We start from the raw sequence: 15639 nt of genomic DNA, 5'->3' as shown, positions 1-15639 counted from the left end.
GCCCGAGCAGGTCAAGGGCCTGTTCCGCCGCGCCTTCATCATCGGCAAGCGCTTTCGCATCGTGCACGTGGTGCACGGGCGGGGCCGCGAGCACGAGGTGATTGAGGTCTCCACCTTCCGCGCCTACCTCGACAACAGCGCCGCAGGCCAGGTCAGCGGCAACGAAAAGACCTCCAAGGCGCAACTGGCAGGCATGCAGCACGCCGTGGACGCCAGCGGCCGCGTGCTGCGCGACAACGTCTGGGGCCCACAGGACGAAGACGCCACGCGCCGCGACTTCACCGTGAACGCCATGTACTACGACCCGGTGAGCCAGATCGTGGTGGACTACCACAAGGGCATCCAGGACGCGAAGAAGAAGACGCTGCGCATGATTGGCGACCCCGCCACGCGCTACCGCGAAGACCCGGTGCGCATCATCCGCGCCGTGCGTTTTGCCGCCAAGCTCAGCCCGCTGGGCTTCACCATCGACGCCAAGTCGGCCGCGCCCCTGGTGCAGTCGCAGGCCCTGCTGGCCGAGGTGCCGCAGAGCCGCATGTTCGACGAAATGCTCAAGCTGCTGCAGACAGGCCACGCCATTGCCACCATCGAGCAGCTGCGCAAGCTGGGCATGTCCAAGGGCATCTACCCCCTGCTGGACGTGGCCGTGGAGCGCGCTGATACGCCCTTCGTCAAGGCCGCCCTGGTGGACACCGACCGCCGCGTGAACGAAGGCAAGCCCGTGGCGCCCAGCTTCTTGCTGGCCTGCGTGCTGTGGGAAGACGTGCGCAATGGCTGGCAGGAGCGCCTGAACCAGCGCCAGCACCCGCTGCCCGCACTGCAGGAGGCCATCGACGAAGTGTTCGACAAGCGCATCGGCGATGTATCGGGCCGGGGCAAGCTGGCGGCCGACATGCGCGAGATCTGGGTCATGCAGCCGCGTTTTGAAAAGCGCGTGGGCAACACCCCGTTCGGCATGGTGATGCAGCCACGCTTTCGCGCCGGGTTCGACTTCATGCGCCTGCGCGCCGATGTGGGCGAGGTCGAGGAAGCGCTGGCCGAGTGGTGGCAAGACTTCCAGTCGGCCGACGACGAGCGCCGCGACGACCTGATGGACCAGGCCAAGGAAGAGCAGAAGGCCCGCCAGAAAGCGCAGCAGCCCGTGGTCAAGCGTGTGCCGCGCAGCGCGCCTGCCGCAGCACCGCGCGCCTCTGGTCCCGACCAGGACCTGGACCCTGCGGGCGGCGAGGCCGAATTTGCTGCCGAAGGTGGTGCGCCGAAGAAGCGCCGCCGTCGTCGCCGCAAGCCCGGTAGTGGTGGGGGCGGCGAAAGTGCAGCGCCTGCTGCAGCTGGCGAGTGAATCTGCCTGGCATGGGCGAGCTGCCCTCGCTGGTCTATGTGGGCCTGGGGGCCAACCTGGGTGAGCGGCAAGCCGCCTTGCGCAAGGCTTTGGCCGCCATCGATGAGTTGCCCAGCACCCGGGTCATGCGTGTATCGCCACTCTATGGCAGCGCACCGGTCGATGCCGGTGGCCCGGATTACCTCAACGCCGTGGCCGAGCTGACCACGACCCTGGCCCCTCAGGCCCTGCTGAGTGCCCTGCAAACCATCGAACTATCTGCCGGCCGCGAGCGCCCCTACCGCAACGCGCCGCGCACGCTGGACCTGGACATCCTGTGGTTTGGCGACCGCGTGATCGACACCCCCACACTCACCGTGCCCCACCCCCGCATGGCCGAGCGCGCGTTTGTGCTGCGCCCCCTGGCCGATCTGGTGCCGGAGCGGGTGGATGCGGCGGTGTTGCAGGCCGTGGCGTCGCAGGACATTCACCAGTTGGAAGGCTCAGGGTGGGCGGACGCTGTGGTGGGTGGGTAATTTGCTCCTGAAAAAGGAGCGTCTAGTGCTTGAAGCATAAGCACTAGAGGTCAAAAACACTGAAAAATTTCATTCCGCGGCAGTTTCACCCGTACGGGATGAAACCTGGGTTGAAACTTGCGCAACACCTACGCCAGTGCCACCGTGGAACCGGCTCCGCAGGGCCGCGGGTGGCGTACCCCATAGCGGGCCTTTTCCGGGTCAATCCACCTTTGCCCCGGACGCCTTCACCACCTGCTGGTATTTGGCTCGCTCGCTGGCCATGAAGCCGTCGAACTGCTGTGGCGTGGTGGCCACGGGCTCTGCCAGCAGCGCGGCAAAACGGGTCTTGGTTTCGGGCGCGTTCAGTGCGGCCACGAAGGCCTTGTTCAGCTTGTCGATGATGGGCTTGGGCGTGGCGGCGGGGGCGACCAGGCCCCACCAGGTGTCGATGGAAAAGCCCTTGAACGTGGCCGAGGTCGCCGCGAGGGGCGGCACGCCCGGCAGCGAGGCCGAGGCGTCGAGCGAGGTCACGGCCAGGGCCTTGAGCTTGCCCGCGCGGATGTTGGGTGCAGCGGCGGCCAGGTTGTCGATGTTGAAGTCCACCTCGCCCGCCAGCAGCGCCAGCTGGGCCGGGTTGGCACCCCGGTAGGGGATGTGCAGTGCGTAGATGCCCGCGCGCTGCTTGAACATTTCGCCTGCCAGGTGGCCCGCGCTGCCGTTGCCGCCACTGCCGTAGTTGAGCTTGGCGGGGTTGGCCTTGGCGTAGGCGATCAGGTCGGCCACCGAGTGGATCTTGAGCTGCTCGGCCTTGGCGGCGTTCATGACGAGCACGTTGGGCACGCGCACCATCTGCGTGATGCCGGCAAAGTCCTTGCCCGCGTCATAGGGCATGCGTGCATACAGCCAGGGGTTGACCGCATGGGTAGCGGTGGCTGCGATGCCGATGGTCAGGCCGTCGGGCGCGGCCTTGGCAATCGCGTCGGCGCCGATGTTGCCGCCCGCGCCACCCTTGTTGTCGATGATGACCGTGCCCAGCGAATCGCGCACTCGCTCGGCCAGCGCGCGGGCTGTAACGTCGATGGGGCCGCCCGGGGCGTACGGCACGATCAAGCGGATGGGCTGGCCCGCATCCTGTGCCCACGCGGCGGAGGACGAAAAAACCGTTGCGGTGGCAGCGGCGCTGGCGAGGAGGATCAGGTTTCTGCGGTTCATGGGCGCCATTGTGCAAAAAAATCGTAAGAAAGCTTATGAAGCCCTGAGGCGGTGATGGTCAGGCCGTGATCGTCATGCCGTGCGGGGTGTGTTGAGCGCCACGCCCAAGCCTTCTACCAACATGCCCAGTTCGTGCGACGAGCGGATGTCCAGCTTCAGGAAGATGGCGGACCGGTGTGTGTCCACAGTGCGCGGGTCGATGGGGCGCTCTGGGTCACGCTGGGCCAGCGCGCGGGCGGCTTCCTTGCTGCTGACGCCGGTGGCAAGCAGCTGGGCGACCTCCTGCTGGCGCGGGCTCAGGGCGTTCCAGCGATCGCGCTGCTGCTGCTGCCGCTGCACCTGTCGTGCTTGCGCCTGAGACAGAGTGGAGGCTTTTTCGACGGCGGCCAGCAGGGTGGATTCGCTGCACGGTTTTTCGAGCCAGTCCACCGCCCCTTGCTTGACAGCCGCCACGGCGGAAGACAGCTCGCCATGGGCCGACAGGAACACGGTCTTGAGTACGCTGTGGCGTTGGCCGAGTTCGTGGAACACCTGCAGCCCGCTCAGGCCCTCCATGCGCAGGTCCAGCAGAACGCAGCCAGGCTGGTCCAGCGTGGCCTCTGCCAGAAAGGCCTCCCCGCCCGCGAAGGTGTGCACCTGGTGTCCGCGTGCGATCAGCAGTGCGGCCAGCGATTGGCGCACGCCTTCGTCGTCGTCCACGATGTAGACCACGGTGGGGTCCGGCGAGTCAGCGGCGATGGGGGCAGTGTCGTAGGTCATGGCGCGGTGGCATTCGCGGTGGCGGGGGTGCAGGGCAGGCGGATCTCGAAGACCGCGCCGCCGCCATCGCGGTTGCGGGCCTGCAGCTGGCCGCCCATGCTCTCAATGATGGACCGACAGATGTTCAGACCGAGGCCCAGCCCGTCGGAACGGGTGGTGAAAAAGGGCTCGAACAGGCGCTCCGCGATGCCGGGCGGCAGGCCCGGGCCCCGGTCAAGCACCTGTACCAGCGCGTGTCCATCGTCTGCTGCCATGCGCAGCCGCAGCTCTTGGCTTCCGGTTGGAGGCTGGTGGGTCTGCATGGCCTGCAGGGCGTTCAGACCCAGGTTGATCACCACCTGTTCAAGCAGCACGCGGTCAGCGTTTACCTGCAACGGGGCTCCGGCCTGTTCCACGCGCACGGGAATTCCCTGGCGGCGGGCCTCAGCGCGCAGCAGCAACTCCAGCGACTGCTCCACGATGGCCGAGAGGTCGCAAGGCTCGCGGGCTTCAGGGTGCTGGCGTACCCAGCGACGAATACGGCCCACGATGTCTGCGGCCCGCAGCGCCTGGGTCGACAGGGCCTCCAGGCTGTCGTGGAGGGGGCCGGTCTTGCCCTGGGCTGCCAGCGCCCTTGCAGCGGCTGCGTAGTTGACCAGGGCGGCCAGCGGCTGGTTGAGCTCGTGGGCCAGGGTGGACGCCATCTCGCCCACCGTGATGACGCGCTGCACCCGTTGCAGCTGGGTCTCGCGCTGCTGCTGCTGTTCCTCGGCCCGCTTCTGCGCGGTGATGTTGACCACCGAACTCATCCAGCCGATGTGCTGGCCACTGCCGTCAATGAGGCGCGTGGTGTAGAACATGGTGTATACGTCCGACCCGTCCCGGTGCCTCAGCCGGTTCTCTCGCCCCTGGGGAAACGCGTTGCCGGCCAGCACGGTGTCGCTGTCATTCCAGTGGCGGTCCAGTTCGTCAGGGTGCCAGTAGGGGTAGGGCGGGAGCTGGCCGATGAGTTCGTCGGCCCGGTAGCCCACCATGTCGCACATGGCGGCATTGACATACACGATGCGGCCTTCGAGGTCGCGGGCGCGCATGCCCACCAGCAACGAGTCCTCCATGGACTGGCGGAACGCCTGGGCCTGCTGCAGCGCATGGGTACGCTCCTGCACGCGCTGCTCCAGTTCGATGCGGGCCAGCCGGTTTTCGGCGAGGCGCCGCTCGCGCAACTGCCAGTACAGCGCACCCAGCACCAGCAGGCCCGACGCCAGCGTGGCCAGCGCCCAGGCCTGTTGCCGCGCCAGGGCCACAACGCGGCTGTCGGCGGTGACGGTGAGGGTCCAGCCCAGGTCGGGCAGCTTCTCTTCGAACGCCAGGTAGCTTTTGCCGCCCGTGCCGTCCATGCGCAGTTCGGCACCGGGTGGGTCTTCCTGCTGGCGCAGGGTCCAGGGCACGGCGCGCGGGGTCCATCCCGTGCCGTACTGTTCGTTGTGCTGCAGCTGCTGCACCAGTGGGGCGGGCAAGGGCTGGCTGGTGCGGTAGAGCCAGCCGGGCACCGAGCCGAGAAAGACGATGCCCCGCTCGTCCGTCACGAACACTGGATCGCGCAGCTGGGCCCATGGGTCCGAGATGGGTTCCATGCGCACCTTGACCGCCACCACGCCGATCACGCGGCCCGCATCGACCACCGGTGCAGAGACAAACAGGCCCGGCTCGCCCGTGGTTTTGCCCACGCCATAAAAGCGGCCCGTCTGGCCCGCCAGGGCGTCGCGAAAGTACGGGCGGTTGCCGTAGTTCTGGTGGACAAAGCTGTTGGGGGTGTCCCAGTTGCTGGACGCGAGCGTGAGGCCCTCTGGATCCATCACGTACAGCATGTCGGAGCCCGCATGCTGGTTCACCGCCTGCAGGTAGGCGTTGGCGGCGTCGCGCACGGCCTGCGATGCGGGCCGCTGCAGAAGCTGTCGCACCAGTGGGTGCTGTGCGGCCGTGAAGGGCAGGTAGTTGTATCGCGTGGCCACGCCACGCAGCGCCAGGGCTTGCACCTCACCCAGGCGGCGCAGGTTGTCCCACTGGGCGTCGCGTTCGCTCTGCTCGGCCCATTCGCCCGCACCCCACACCAGCAGGGCAGCCAGGCACAGCAGCGTGGCAATGAAGCCCCCGCGCCGGGCTTGGGGCCAGCGGCGCGGCGTGCCCTGCGGGGCTGGCTGGGCAGGCACTGCGCGCACGGTCAGTGTGGAGCCAGGTGCAGTGTAGAGGCTGGGTCAGCCGCCGTGCTTGTCGGCTTCCGACGTGAACGCGTCGGCAAAAAACTCCTCGGGCGGCAGGCCGCGCTGGGCGCTGTAGGCATCGCGGGCAGATTCGACCACGATGGGCGCGCCGCAGGCATAGACCTGGTGGCCCGACAGGTCAGCAAAGTCGTCCAGCACCGCCTGGTGCACAAAGCCGGTGCGGCCGGTCCAGTCGTCTTCGGGCAGGGCGTTGGAGACGACCGGTACATAGCGCAACCACGGCAGTTCGGCCACACGGGCCTGCACCCAGTCGGCCAGGTACAGGTCGCCAGGTCGGCGGCCACCCCAGTACAACACGGTGGGGCGGCTGATGCCCTTGAACTGCAGGTGCTCGATCAACGCCTTGATGGGGGCAAAACCGGTGCCCGAGGCCAGCAGCACGATGGGCTTGTCGGAGTCCTCGCGCAGAAAGAAGCTGCCGAACGGGCCCTCGACGCGCAGGATTTCCTTTTCTTTCATCGAACCAAACACATGGTCGGTGAATTTGCCACCCGCCATGTGGCGGATGTGCAGCTCCACGCCCGGCGCCTCGGCCTGGGTGTGCGGCGCGTTGGCCATCGAGTAGGCGCGGCGGGCGCCATCGCGCAGGATGAATTCGATGTACTGGCCCGCGTGGTAGCGGAAGGTATCTGCGGCAGGCAGTTGCAGGCGCACCTGCATCACGTCGTGCGACTTCTTGTCGAGCGATGCCACGCGCACCGGCATCTTCTTGATGGGGTAGGCGCTTTCGTCGGTGACCTGGCGCGATTCCAGCACCACGTCGGACAGCGGCTGGGCGCAGCAGGTCAGGACCAGACCCGCAGCCTCTTCATCGGCCGTCAGGGCCTTGGACTGGTGGGCGCTGTGCTGCACGGTGCCGCTGAGTTTTTTGCACTTGCACGAGCCACACGCGCCGTCCTTGCAGCCATAGGGCAGGCCCACGCCGCTGCGGATGGCGGCGGCCAGGATGGCTTCGCCCGCATTGGCACTGAAAGCGCGGCCACTGGGCTGCACGGTGATCTGGAACGCTGCGGTGGTGGCAGCCTCGGCGCTGGTCATGTGTGGGTATCCTTGGAGTCGTCTCTAGCTAAGCAAACGGACCCGATTTTGCCCTCAAACCAGAACCCCCTCGGCGCGCTGCCAGCGCGCTTTCGTCGCGAACGCCTGCTCATCGTGGGCTGTGGTGATGTAGGTCAACGGGTACTGCGCAATTTGCAGACCGGCCCCGGTGCCGGGCGCATGCAGGTGCTGGCGCTGACCTCCAGCGCGGGGCGGGTGGCGGGGCTGCGCGCACAAGGGGCCCGGCCTCTGGTGGGTAATCTGGACGATGTGGGCACGTTGCGCAGGCTGTCTGGCCTGGCTACGCGGGTGCTGCATCTGGCGCCCCCGCCGGGGGAAGGGGCCGGGGGCGATGCCTGGTGGCGTGACCCGCGTACCGTAGCGCTGACCCGTGCGCTGAGGCTGCGCAGCTTGCCAATGTCATTGGCCTATGCGTCTACCAGCGGTGTGTATGGCGATTGTCAGGGGGCCCTGGTGGCAGAGACCCGGGCAGTGGCCCCCGGCACCCCGCGCGCCCAGCGCCGCGTGAACGCCGAGCGCGCCGTGCGTCATCTGGGCCGCGCGGGAGTGCGGGCCACCGTGCTGCGCATTCCAGGCATCTACGCCCCCGACCGCGAGGGCGGCACGCCCGAGGCCCGCTTGCGCCGGGGCACGCCCGTGCTAGTGGCCGAGGACGATGTGTTCACTAACCACATCCACGCCGACGACCTGGCGCGCGCCTGCATGGCCGCGGTATGGAAAGGGCGCCCGCAGCGTGCCTACAACGTGAGTGATTCCACCCACATGAAGATGGGCGACTACTTTGACCTGGCGGCCGACCTGTACGGCCTGCCGCGCCCCCCGCGCGTGCCGCGCAGCACGGCTCAGGAACAGCTGTCGCTGATGCTGTTGAGTTTCATGAGCGAATCACGCCGGCTGGATAACCAGCGCATGCTGCGCGAGCTGGGTCTGCGGTTGCGCTACCCCAGTGTGGCCGAAGGGTTGCGAGCCTGAGAAGCTGGAGAAGCCCGTACTTTCCTCATCCTGCCCACATGGGCGCCAGATCAGCGGGGGTAGCTATTGCCCTGGGCGTCGTAGCAGCGAAACACATTGCATTGCGTGAATTTTTTGGGGGCGGGGGTGGGTGCCGGTGGTTGCACGGGCGTGGGCCGCACCGGGTAATACGGTGGGGGCACGACGACTACCGGCGTCGTGGTGCTACTTGACCGGGGGCGGGACTTCTCCACCTCTGCATAGCCCTGAGGGCCCAGGCAGTCCAAGTCGACCTGCCGCTGCGCCGCCTCCACCCGCAGGTTTTGCTCGTAGCCACCGCCGGTGACACTGCTCAACACCACATCCAGGTTGCGGCGTGAGCGGGCGCACTCGGGAGAGCGTGCATAGTCTGTGGTTTTGGCCGGGGCTGTCTGGTCGCGCTGCGCATTGCGCCGTGATTCAGTCTCTGCGGCGGTGGCCTCGGCCTGCAGGCGCTGCTGTTTGCGTGCCAGCGCCTCGGCAGCCTCTTCGCGTTCCTGCTGAATCTCTTGCGGAGTCTTGCGGGCCTCCACCTCGCGCACGGTGGTGCCGCTGGCGCATTTGCCGTCGGTGTAGGTGACTTTGCCCGTGGCAGCGTCGGTGCAGCGTACGACCTGCGCCTGGGCGCTCACGGGGGGTAGTGCGCCCAGGAAGACCACGCACAGGCCGGCGATGAGGGAGTGGGTACGTGGCTTCATGGTGGCTAGAGAGTTGTGGGTGCAGCGGGGTCAGCGCCAGGCCATCACGGCTTTTCCGGGCTGTTGGACTGCTGGCGCGAGCGCCAGTCGTATGGGCTCGGGGTGTAGCTGTCGGGTGCCAGCCGGCCGGGGCGGTTTTCGCGGTTGCGGCGGTCTTCGGCAGCGCGGCGATCCCGCTCTGCCTGTTCCCGGCGGGCCTGGTCCTGTTCACGGGCCCGGCGATCCAGTTCGCGGGCCTGCTGGTCGCGGCGTTCGCGTTCGCGGGCGGCCCGGTCGCGCTCAGCGCGGTCACGGTCTCGCTCTCTTTCGCGCCAGTCATTGCGGTTGCGGTCGTTGTCCCAGCGGTTGTCGTCGCGGTCACGTCCGCCGTAGTAGATGGCGGGTGGTGGCGGCGGAGCCGAATAGATCACGCCAGGCGCACGGTACACAGGCGGGGCCTGGTACACCGGCGGCGGGGCGCTGTAGATGTAGCCTGGCTGTTCATACACCGGGTAGCGCGGGGAGTCGTAGTAAGGATCGCCCGGCACAGTGGCGCACCCCGTCACCAGGGCCCCCAGGACCGTGGCGGAGAGGATGCGGGTGATGGTGTAGGTCATGGTGTTCAGACTCCGGCCGGGTGGGCGCGTTCCGCCTTGTCCGTAAAGCCCATGAAAAGCGCTCCGGTGGAGCGTTACAAATTTCAGGGGCCTGGCACAGGGGTGCCAGTCACTTTAGCGCGTGGGGGCGGGCTTTGGTTGACGCGGCGCCCGAACAGGTGCCGGCTGAGGCTGTAACAACCCGTGAATAAGGGACTCGCCTGCAGCTTTATTCTTTCGAAATTGATAGCTGTCATGCCATATTCGACCGGCGCTATCAGCTGTTTTGACTGAGAATCAAGCCCGAAAAAAATAAAACGGCCCCGCAAGGCCGTTGTACCGCACCGGGTCGGGCACAGATTTACTTGGGCAGCACGCGGCGGATGGTTTCGGCCAGGTCTTCTGCCACAAACTTGGCCACGTAGCCGTCGGCCCCGACGCTGCGCACATGGTCTTCGTTGGCCGAGCCCGACAGCGAGGAGTGGATGACCACCGGCAGCCCATGAAAGCGGGCGTCCTGCTTGATGTTACGCGTCAGCGTGAAGCCGTCCATTTCGGGCATTTCCAGGTCGGTCAGCACCATGGACACGCGGTCGAGCACGGTCTTGCCTTCGGCCTCTGCACTCTTGGCGATGGCGTTGAGCCGGTCCCAGGCCTCCTTGCCCGACTTCACCATTTCATAGGGCGCGTTGAGCACCTTGAGTTCCTGCTCGATGAGCGAGCGGGCCACGAACGAGTCGTCGGCTGCCAGGATGATGGTGCCGGGTCTGAGTTTCAGCTTGGCACCCACCTTCTCTTCGGTAACTTCATGGCCGTCAGATGGCGACACCATCTGCAGGATGGCTTCCACATCCAGCACCTGTGCCAGGCGGGACTCGTCGGTGTTGCCGTCCAGACGGGCAATGCTGGTCACGAGCTTGCCAGCGGCGCCGCTGGTTTCTGCCGACAGCACCTGCTTCCAGTCCAGGCGCACGATGTCTTCCACCGACTCGACCGCAAACGCCTGGGTGGTGCGCGCGTATTCGGTCACCAGCATGATGTTCAGACCCGTCTGGGGCTTGCAGCCCACAATGGAGGGCAGGTCCAGCACCGGAATCACCTGTCCGCGCAGGTTGACCACCCCCAACGAATGGGCCGTCGTACCCGCGATCGGTGTGATGCTGGGCATGGCCACAATCTCGCGGATCTTGAAGACGTTGATGCCGAACAGCTCGGACTTGCCCAAGGCGCTGTCAATGCCCAGGCGAAACAGCAACAGCTCAAACTTGTTGGTGCTGGTGAGGTTGGTCCGCTCGTCGATGTCCTGCTGGATGGCTTTCATTTTTCGATCCTTCGCGCAAAAGATACGCGTGTTTACAAATTCTAGAAGTAGACGTCGCGACTGTCCGCAATTTTTGCACCTGCAGCAGACATTCCCTGGGCCTCACGAACCCCATTAGGGTTTGCATAGGCGTTGCATCTTTCGCAACGTTGCTTGTGTGCACCGGATTCCCGGTCTACACCAGCATTTGTGTGGAAATGTATCATATTTATCAAAATAATCAATATTTTCCATGCGAGCCCGTTTCCTGTGTCTCAAATGGCCGGTGTTGATCGCAGGGCGATGGAGGAAGCTGGGGCTCCAAAGTGGAGCACGGTGGGAAACGGATCGTAGAAATGGTGCAAAAGACGTTTCCAGTCCTGGTATTGCGGCGATTGGCGAAAGCCCACCTCGTGGTCTTCCAGTGTGGCCCAACGCACCAGCAACACGTACTCCTGAGGGCGTTCAAGGCAATGACCTAGTTCATGGGCCAAATAGCCGGGCATGGATGCAATGGTGGTCTGCGCTTTGGCAAAGGCCTCTTCAAAGGCTGCGTTCTGCCCAGCGCGAACGGTGAGGTGGGCGATTTCAAGGATCATGACGAGGCGATTCGGCTGCAATTCCGTTTTGTACCCTAGTGCCCCATCAAAATGGGCCGCCTCGCGGCAGCAGCGTCCATGCACCGCAGTCGGATCGGGCTCTCAGCGGTATATGCCAGGCAATTGGCGCAAGTAGAGGTCCAGCGCTGCAATCGCCTGGCGCACCTTGGCGGGCTGGGCATCGCGCTGGGGCGTAACGGCCCAGATGTCCAGCGTGCCAAACGACCAGTCGGGCAGCAGCCGCACCAGCCGTCCGGCCTGCATCGCGTCATGCGAGTCCATGCTGCCCACCAGCGCCAACCCCAGCCCGGCCTCGCACATCTGCTGGATCGAGAGCTGGTTGTTGCTGGCAATGCGCGGCTCCACCCGCAGCGCGCGGGGTTCGCCTGTGGGACTGCGCAGATCAATGAGCAGCCCTCCCCCCTCGCGCGCAAAGCCCAGCCAGCTGTGGGACAACAGAGCGTCCGGGTGCTGGGGCATCCCGTGTGTGGCCACCCATTCGGGCGACGCGCACAGGTACCAACTCATGCCCCCCAGGCGCCTGGCCGCCCAGGTCGAGTCCGCCAGGCGCCCGTAGCGCACCGCCAGATCGATGCGGGCGTTGATGAGGTCGATGGTGGAGTCGTCCACCAGCAGCCGCAGGCGCAGCGCCGGGTGCGCGGCCAGCAGTTCGCCCAGGGCGGGCGCGATGTGCCGCGCAAAACCCACGGTGGCCGACATCCGCAATTCGCCACTGGGCGCATCCCGGGACGCTGCCAGCTCCGCGCGCGCTTGCTCCGCCGCCGCCCACATGGCAGCGCAGCGCGCGTGGTAACGCTGGCCCGCCTCGGTGAGCGCCAGCTTGCGCGTGGAGCGGTGCAGCAGCGTCACGCCGCCGTCGCTTTCGAGCTTGCGCACCTGCTGGCTCACCGCCGAAGTGCTCATGCCCAGGGCGCGCGCGGCGCCGCTCATCGAGCCGTGCTGCACCACGGCGGCAAATACAGCCATGCGTTTGAGGTCTTCCATGAGGGTTTCATTGTGAAGTACAGCTTCAAAGAGAAGGCATTTTCAGCCATCTACCGCGCAGTTTAGGAAGCTCTTATTCTCACTGCATCGCAACTTTGATCCCAAGGACATCGTATGAACATCGCCCTGATTGGTGCCACCGGCTTCGTCGGCTCGGCCGTACTGAACGAACTGCTGCAGCGCGGCCACCATGTGACCGTACTGGCCCGCAACCCTGGCAAGGTCACCGCCCGCGAGCGCTTGACCGTGGTAGCAGCCGACGCTCAGGACGCCACCCAGGTGGCCAAGGCAGCTGCAGGCCACGACGCGGTGGTGAGCGCCTACAACCCGGGCTGGACGGTGCCAGACATTCACGACCAGTTCCTGAAAGGCACGCGCGCCATCATCGACGGCACCAAGGCCGCCGGTGTGCGCCGACTGCTGGTGGTGGGCGGCGCAGGCAGCCTGTTCGTGGCGCCCGGCGTGCAGCTGGTGGACACGCCCCAGTTCCCGGCCGAATGGAAGCAGGGCGCCCTGGCCGCGCGCGAGGCGCTGAACTGGATCCGCACCGAAAGCACGCTGGACTGGACCTTTCTCTCTCCCCCCATCCTGCTGCAGCCCGGCGAGCGCACCGGCCAGTACCGCCTGGGCGACGAAGCCCCGCTGATGAACGGCGAGCAGCCCGGCAGCATCAGCGTGGCCGACCTGGCAGTGGCGATGGCCGATGAGCTGGAGGCACCGCGCCACGTGCAAAAGCGGTTCACTGTGGCGAACTGAGTGGTGCTCTGAATAGTGCTCAGGAGTAAGGTGCTCCTGATTTGATAGCTGAAAGCACAATATCCATAAGCGCTTGCGGCTTTTCTTGAGATTTAGAGGCTTAGCCAGTAAACCACCGCATCGGCACCATCACGATGGACGGAAATAGCACCATCAGGAACATCACCGCGAACTGCGCCACCATGAACGGGATGACACCCCGGGTGACATCGTCCATGCGCATCTTGCCCACGCCCGCCACCACGTTCAGCACCGTGCCGACGGGCGGTGTGATGAGTCCGATGGCGTTATTGATGATGAAGAGCACGCCGAAATAGACGGGGTCGATGCCGGCGGCTTTGACCACCGGCATCAGCACGGGGGTGAGGATGAGGATGGTGGGCGTCATGTCCATGGCGGTGCCCACGGCCATCACCAGCACCATGATGGCGATGAGTAGCAGGGTGGGGTGTTCCATCAAGGGCTTGAGCAGGCTCACCAGCTGGCGTGGGATGTCTGCCACGGTGATGAGCCAGGCGCTGACCATGGCGGCGGCCACCAGGAACATGATCACGGCCGTGGTCTTGGCGGCGCTGATGAACACATCGGTCAGCTGGCGCCATTGCAGCTCGCGGTAGACCAGCGTGGCTACCAGCAGGGCGTACACGGCAGCGACGGCAGCGGCTTCAGTAGGGGTGAACACACCCATCTTCAGGCCCACGATCACGATGACGGGCAAGAACAGCGCCCAGGTCGATTCCTTGAGCGCCTGCAGCTTCTCGGCCGTGGAGGCCTTGGGTGGCGGTGTAACTTTTTCGCGCTGCGACACCCAGTACCAGGTGATGGCAATCGCCAGTCCCATCAGCAGTCCCGGCACGATGCCGGCCAAAAAGAGCTTGCTGATCGACACATTGGCCGCCACACCAAACACCACAAAGCCGATGGAGGGCGGGATGACCGGCGCGATGATGCCGGCCGAGGCAATGAGCCCGCCCGCGCGCGCCTTGTCGTGCCCGGCCTTGATCATCATGGGCAGCAGCAGAGCCGCCAATGCCGCTGTATCTGCCACGGCCGAGCCCGACAGCGCCGCCAGCATGCAGGCCGCGAGGATGGCGACAAAGCCCAGCCCGCCGCGCTTGTGTCCCACCAGCGTGAGCGCGAGTTTGACGATGCGCTGCGACAGCCCACCCACGTTCATGATCTCGCCGGCCAGCATGAAGAACGGCACGGCCAGCAAGGGAAAGCTGTCGGCACCGTTGATCACGTTCTGCGCGAGGATCTGCGCGTCGAACAGGTCCAGGTGCCACATCAAGGCGACGCCGGAGACCAGCAGCGCGTAGGCAATCGGCACGCCGATGGCCATGGCGGCCAGCAGGGAGCCCAGGAAGATGAAAACGGTCATGGGGTGTTGCTCCGGATCGGGGCCATGGTTCGCAAGGTGTCGGTCACTGGCGCGGCGTCGTGGTGGTAGCTGGGGCGGCGTGTGGCAGGTGGCTGCCCACGACGGCCAGCTCTTCGGATTCGGCGATGTGCACCAGCTCGCTGTCCGGCATCTGGCCGGACACGATGCGCCATCCATCCATCGCCAGCAGCACGCCGGACGCCACGGCAAACACCACGCCGGAGGCATAGAAGATGGCCATGGATGCTCCCGTCACCGGCGCATCCACATCCCAGTTGATGCGCGCCTGTGCCAGCGCGCCGCTCAAGAGCAGCCATGTGCACCACAGCATCAGCCCATAGCTGATGGCCAGGCAGATGCGCTGGCCCAGCGGCGGCAGGCGGGCCAGCAAAAAGTCCGTGCCCAGGTGCCCACGCTCGCGCACGGCCACGATGGCGCCCAGGAAGGTGATCCACACAAACAGCCAGCGCGAAACCTCCTCGCTGACGGCGATGCCGGAGTTGAACGCGTAGCGCAGCACCACGTTGCCGAACACCATGACCACCATTACGGCCAGCGCCAGGGCAATGAGCAGGTTGATCCAGAGGCAGCAGCGGTCGATGAAGGCATTGAGCATGGGGTTGTCTCCTGTTTTCTTTTGACTCAAAGCGCTGTGCCCTGCAGCAGCCCTCGCTGCGCCAGGTTGGCCATGAAGGCGCGCAGGCCAAAGCGCCAGGGCGGCGCTGTTTCGCTGTGTGCCACGCGGTTGTGCAGCCCACCCAGCCAGGCGCTCTGGATGGACACCAGGTCGCCCAGGTGGTGGGTGAAGCCGCCGCCCGGCTGGTCGCGGTCTTCGATGGGGGCGAACAGCGTGCCCATGAACAGCACGAACCCATCCGGGTACTGGTGCGCGGCCAGGGTCTGTGCCACCAGGTCGGTGGGGTCGCGGCTGATGCTGGCCATGGTGTTGATGCCGCGCAGCTCAAAGCCGTCCGCGCCAGCCACACGCAGGTGTACCGTTTCATTGCGCACGTGCTCCAGCCCGAAGCTGCCGTCGAACATGCGGATGAACGGGCCCAGGGCGCAGGACGCGTTGTTGTCCTTGGCCTTGCCCAGCAGCAGGGCGCTGCGGCCCTCGATATCGCGCAGGTTGACATCGTTGCCCAGCGTGGCGCCCACGATCTGGCCCCGGCTGTTCACCGCTAGCACCACCTCGGGCTCGGGGTTGT

16 protein-coding genes are annotated in these 15639 nt (G+C 66.0%); 4 read left to right on the top strand and 12 right to left on the bottom strand.

From position 1 onward, the window contains the following. Both pcnB and folK read left to right on the top strand, forming a co-directional pair. The coding region (gene pcnB / locus ISS20_RS18000) for a polynucleotide adenylyltransferase PcnB (RefSeq protein WP_291438302.1) at positions 1–1339 on the top strand (1339 nt) is incomplete at its 5' end. A gap of 11 nt (positions 1340–1350) precedes the next feature. Beyond that, positions 1351–1854: a 2-amino-4-hydroxy-6-hydroxymethyldihydropteridine diphosphokinase gene (gene folK, locus ISS20_RS17995; protein ID WP_291438303.1), complete on the top strand. Its 504-nt coding sequence runs from the start codon at positions 1351–1353 to the stop codon at positions 1852–1854. 201 nt (positions 1855–2055) lie between these two features. On the opposite strand, the gene ISS20_RS17990 is transcribed toward folK, so the two are convergent. From ISS20_RS17990 to ISS20_RS17975, 4 genes are all read right to left on the bottom strand, one after another. Next, positions 2056–3048 carry a tripartite tricarboxylate transporter substrate binding protein gene (locus tag ISS20_RS17990; RefSeq protein ID WP_291438301.1) on the bottom strand — a complete coding sequence of 331 codons (993 nt, stop codon included), beginning with the start codon at positions 3046–3048 and terminating at the stop codon, positions 2056–2058. Positions 3049–3120: 72 nt separating this feature from the next. Next, positions 3121–3807 carry a response regulator gene (locus tag ISS20_RS17985; protein ID WP_291438300.1) on the bottom strand — a complete coding sequence of 229 codons (687 nt, stop codon included), beginning with the start codon at positions 3805–3807 and terminating at the stop codon, positions 3121–3123. Continuing rightward, positions 3804–6005 carry an ATP-binding protein gene (locus ISS20_RS17980; RefSeq protein ID WP_291438299.1) on the bottom strand — a complete coding sequence of 734 codons (2202 nt, stop codon included), beginning with the start codon at positions 6003–6005 and terminating at the stop codon, positions 3804–3806. The genes ISS20_RS17985 and ISS20_RS17980 overlap by 4 nt, the downstream gene beginning before the upstream one ends. 36 nt (positions 6006–6041) lie before the next feature. Beyond that, a complete protein-coding gene (locus tag ISS20_RS17975) occupies positions 6042–7106 on the bottom strand; it encodes a CDP-6-deoxy-delta-3,4-glucoseen reductase (RefSeq protein WP_291438298.1) in 1065 nt (354 codons plus the stop codon). 48 nt (positions 7107–7154) lie between these two features. On the opposite strand from ISS20_RS17975, the gene ISS20_RS17970 reads away from it, so the two are divergent. Then, positions 7155–8099 carry an SDR family oxidoreductase gene (locus tag ISS20_RS17970; RefSeq protein ID WP_291438297.1) on the top strand — a complete coding sequence of 315 codons (945 nt, stop codon included), beginning with the start codon at positions 7155–7157 and terminating at the stop codon, positions 8097–8099. A gap of 50 nt (positions 8100–8149) precedes the next feature. On the opposite strand, the gene ISS20_RS17965 is transcribed toward ISS20_RS17970, so the two are convergent. From ISS20_RS17965 to ISS20_RS17945, 5 genes are all read right to left on the bottom strand, one after another. Further along, positions 8150–8815 (bottom strand): DUF4124 domain-containing protein, encoded by a 666-nt coding sequence (locus ISS20_RS17965; protein ID WP_291438296.1) that lies wholly within the window; start codon positions 8813–8815, stop codon positions 8150–8152. A gap of 44 nt (positions 8816–8859) precedes the next feature. Further along, entirely contained in the window at positions 8860–9411 is a 552-nt protein-coding gene (locus tag ISS20_RS17960) for a hypothetical protein (RefSeq protein WP_291438295.1), read from the bottom strand. Positions 9412–9751: 340 nt separating this feature from the next. Beyond that, positions 9752–10711: a chemotaxis protein gene (locus ISS20_RS17955; protein WP_291438294.1), complete on the bottom strand. Its 960-nt coding sequence runs from the start codon at positions 10709–10711 to the stop codon at positions 9752–9754. Positions 10712–10965: 254 nt separating this feature from the next. Continuing rightward, positions 10966–11289: an antibiotic biosynthesis monooxygenase gene (locus tag ISS20_RS17950; protein ID WP_291438293.1), complete on the bottom strand. Its 324-nt coding sequence runs from the start codon at positions 11287–11289 to the stop codon at positions 10966–10968. 102 nt (positions 11290–11391) lie between these two features. Beyond that, entirely contained in the window at positions 11392–12294 is a 903-nt protein-coding gene (locus ISS20_RS17945) for a LysR family transcriptional regulator (RefSeq protein ID WP_291438292.1), read from the bottom strand. A 114-nt stretch (positions 12295–12408) separates the two neighbouring features. Here ISS20_RS17945 and ISS20_RS17940 point away from each other — a divergent pair, with 114 nt between their 5' ends. Next, positions 12409–13050: an NAD(P)-dependent oxidoreductase gene (locus tag ISS20_RS17940; protein ID WP_291438291.1), complete on the top strand. Its 642-nt coding sequence runs from the start codon at positions 12409–12411 to the stop codon at positions 13048–13050. Between the two features lie 100 nt (positions 13051–13150). Here ISS20_RS17940 and ISS20_RS17935 read toward each other — a convergent pair whose 3' ends face one another. The 3 genes from ISS20_RS17935 to ISS20_RS17925 form a co-directional block, all read right to left on the bottom strand. Further along, the gene (locus ISS20_RS17935) at positions 13151–14431 is read right to left on the bottom strand and encodes a TRAP transporter large permease subunit (protein ID WP_291438290.1); all 1281 of its coding nucleotides are present in this window, start codon (positions 14429–14431) and stop codon (positions 13151–13153) included. Between the two features lie 43 nt (positions 14432–14474). Further along, positions 14475–15047, bottom strand: coding sequence for a TRAP transporter small permease (locus ISS20_RS17930; protein WP_291438289.1), 573 nt, complete (start codon positions 15045–15047; stop codon positions 14475–14477). A 26-nt stretch (positions 15048–15073) separates the two neighbouring features. Continuing rightward, positions 15074–15639 (bottom strand): fumarylacetoacetate hydrolase family protein (locus ISS20_RS17925; protein ID WP_291438288.1); only part of this gene is annotated, 566 nt, incomplete at its 5' end.

It is taken from the genome of Acidovorax sp. (assembly GCF_016783915.1).
Taxonomy (GTDB): domain Bacteria; phylum Pseudomonadota; class Gammaproteobacteria; order Burkholderiales; family Burkholderiaceae_C; genus Acidovorax.
Note: the sequence above shows the minus strand (reverse complement) of the source record. Positions and strands in the feature narration are given on the sequence as shown.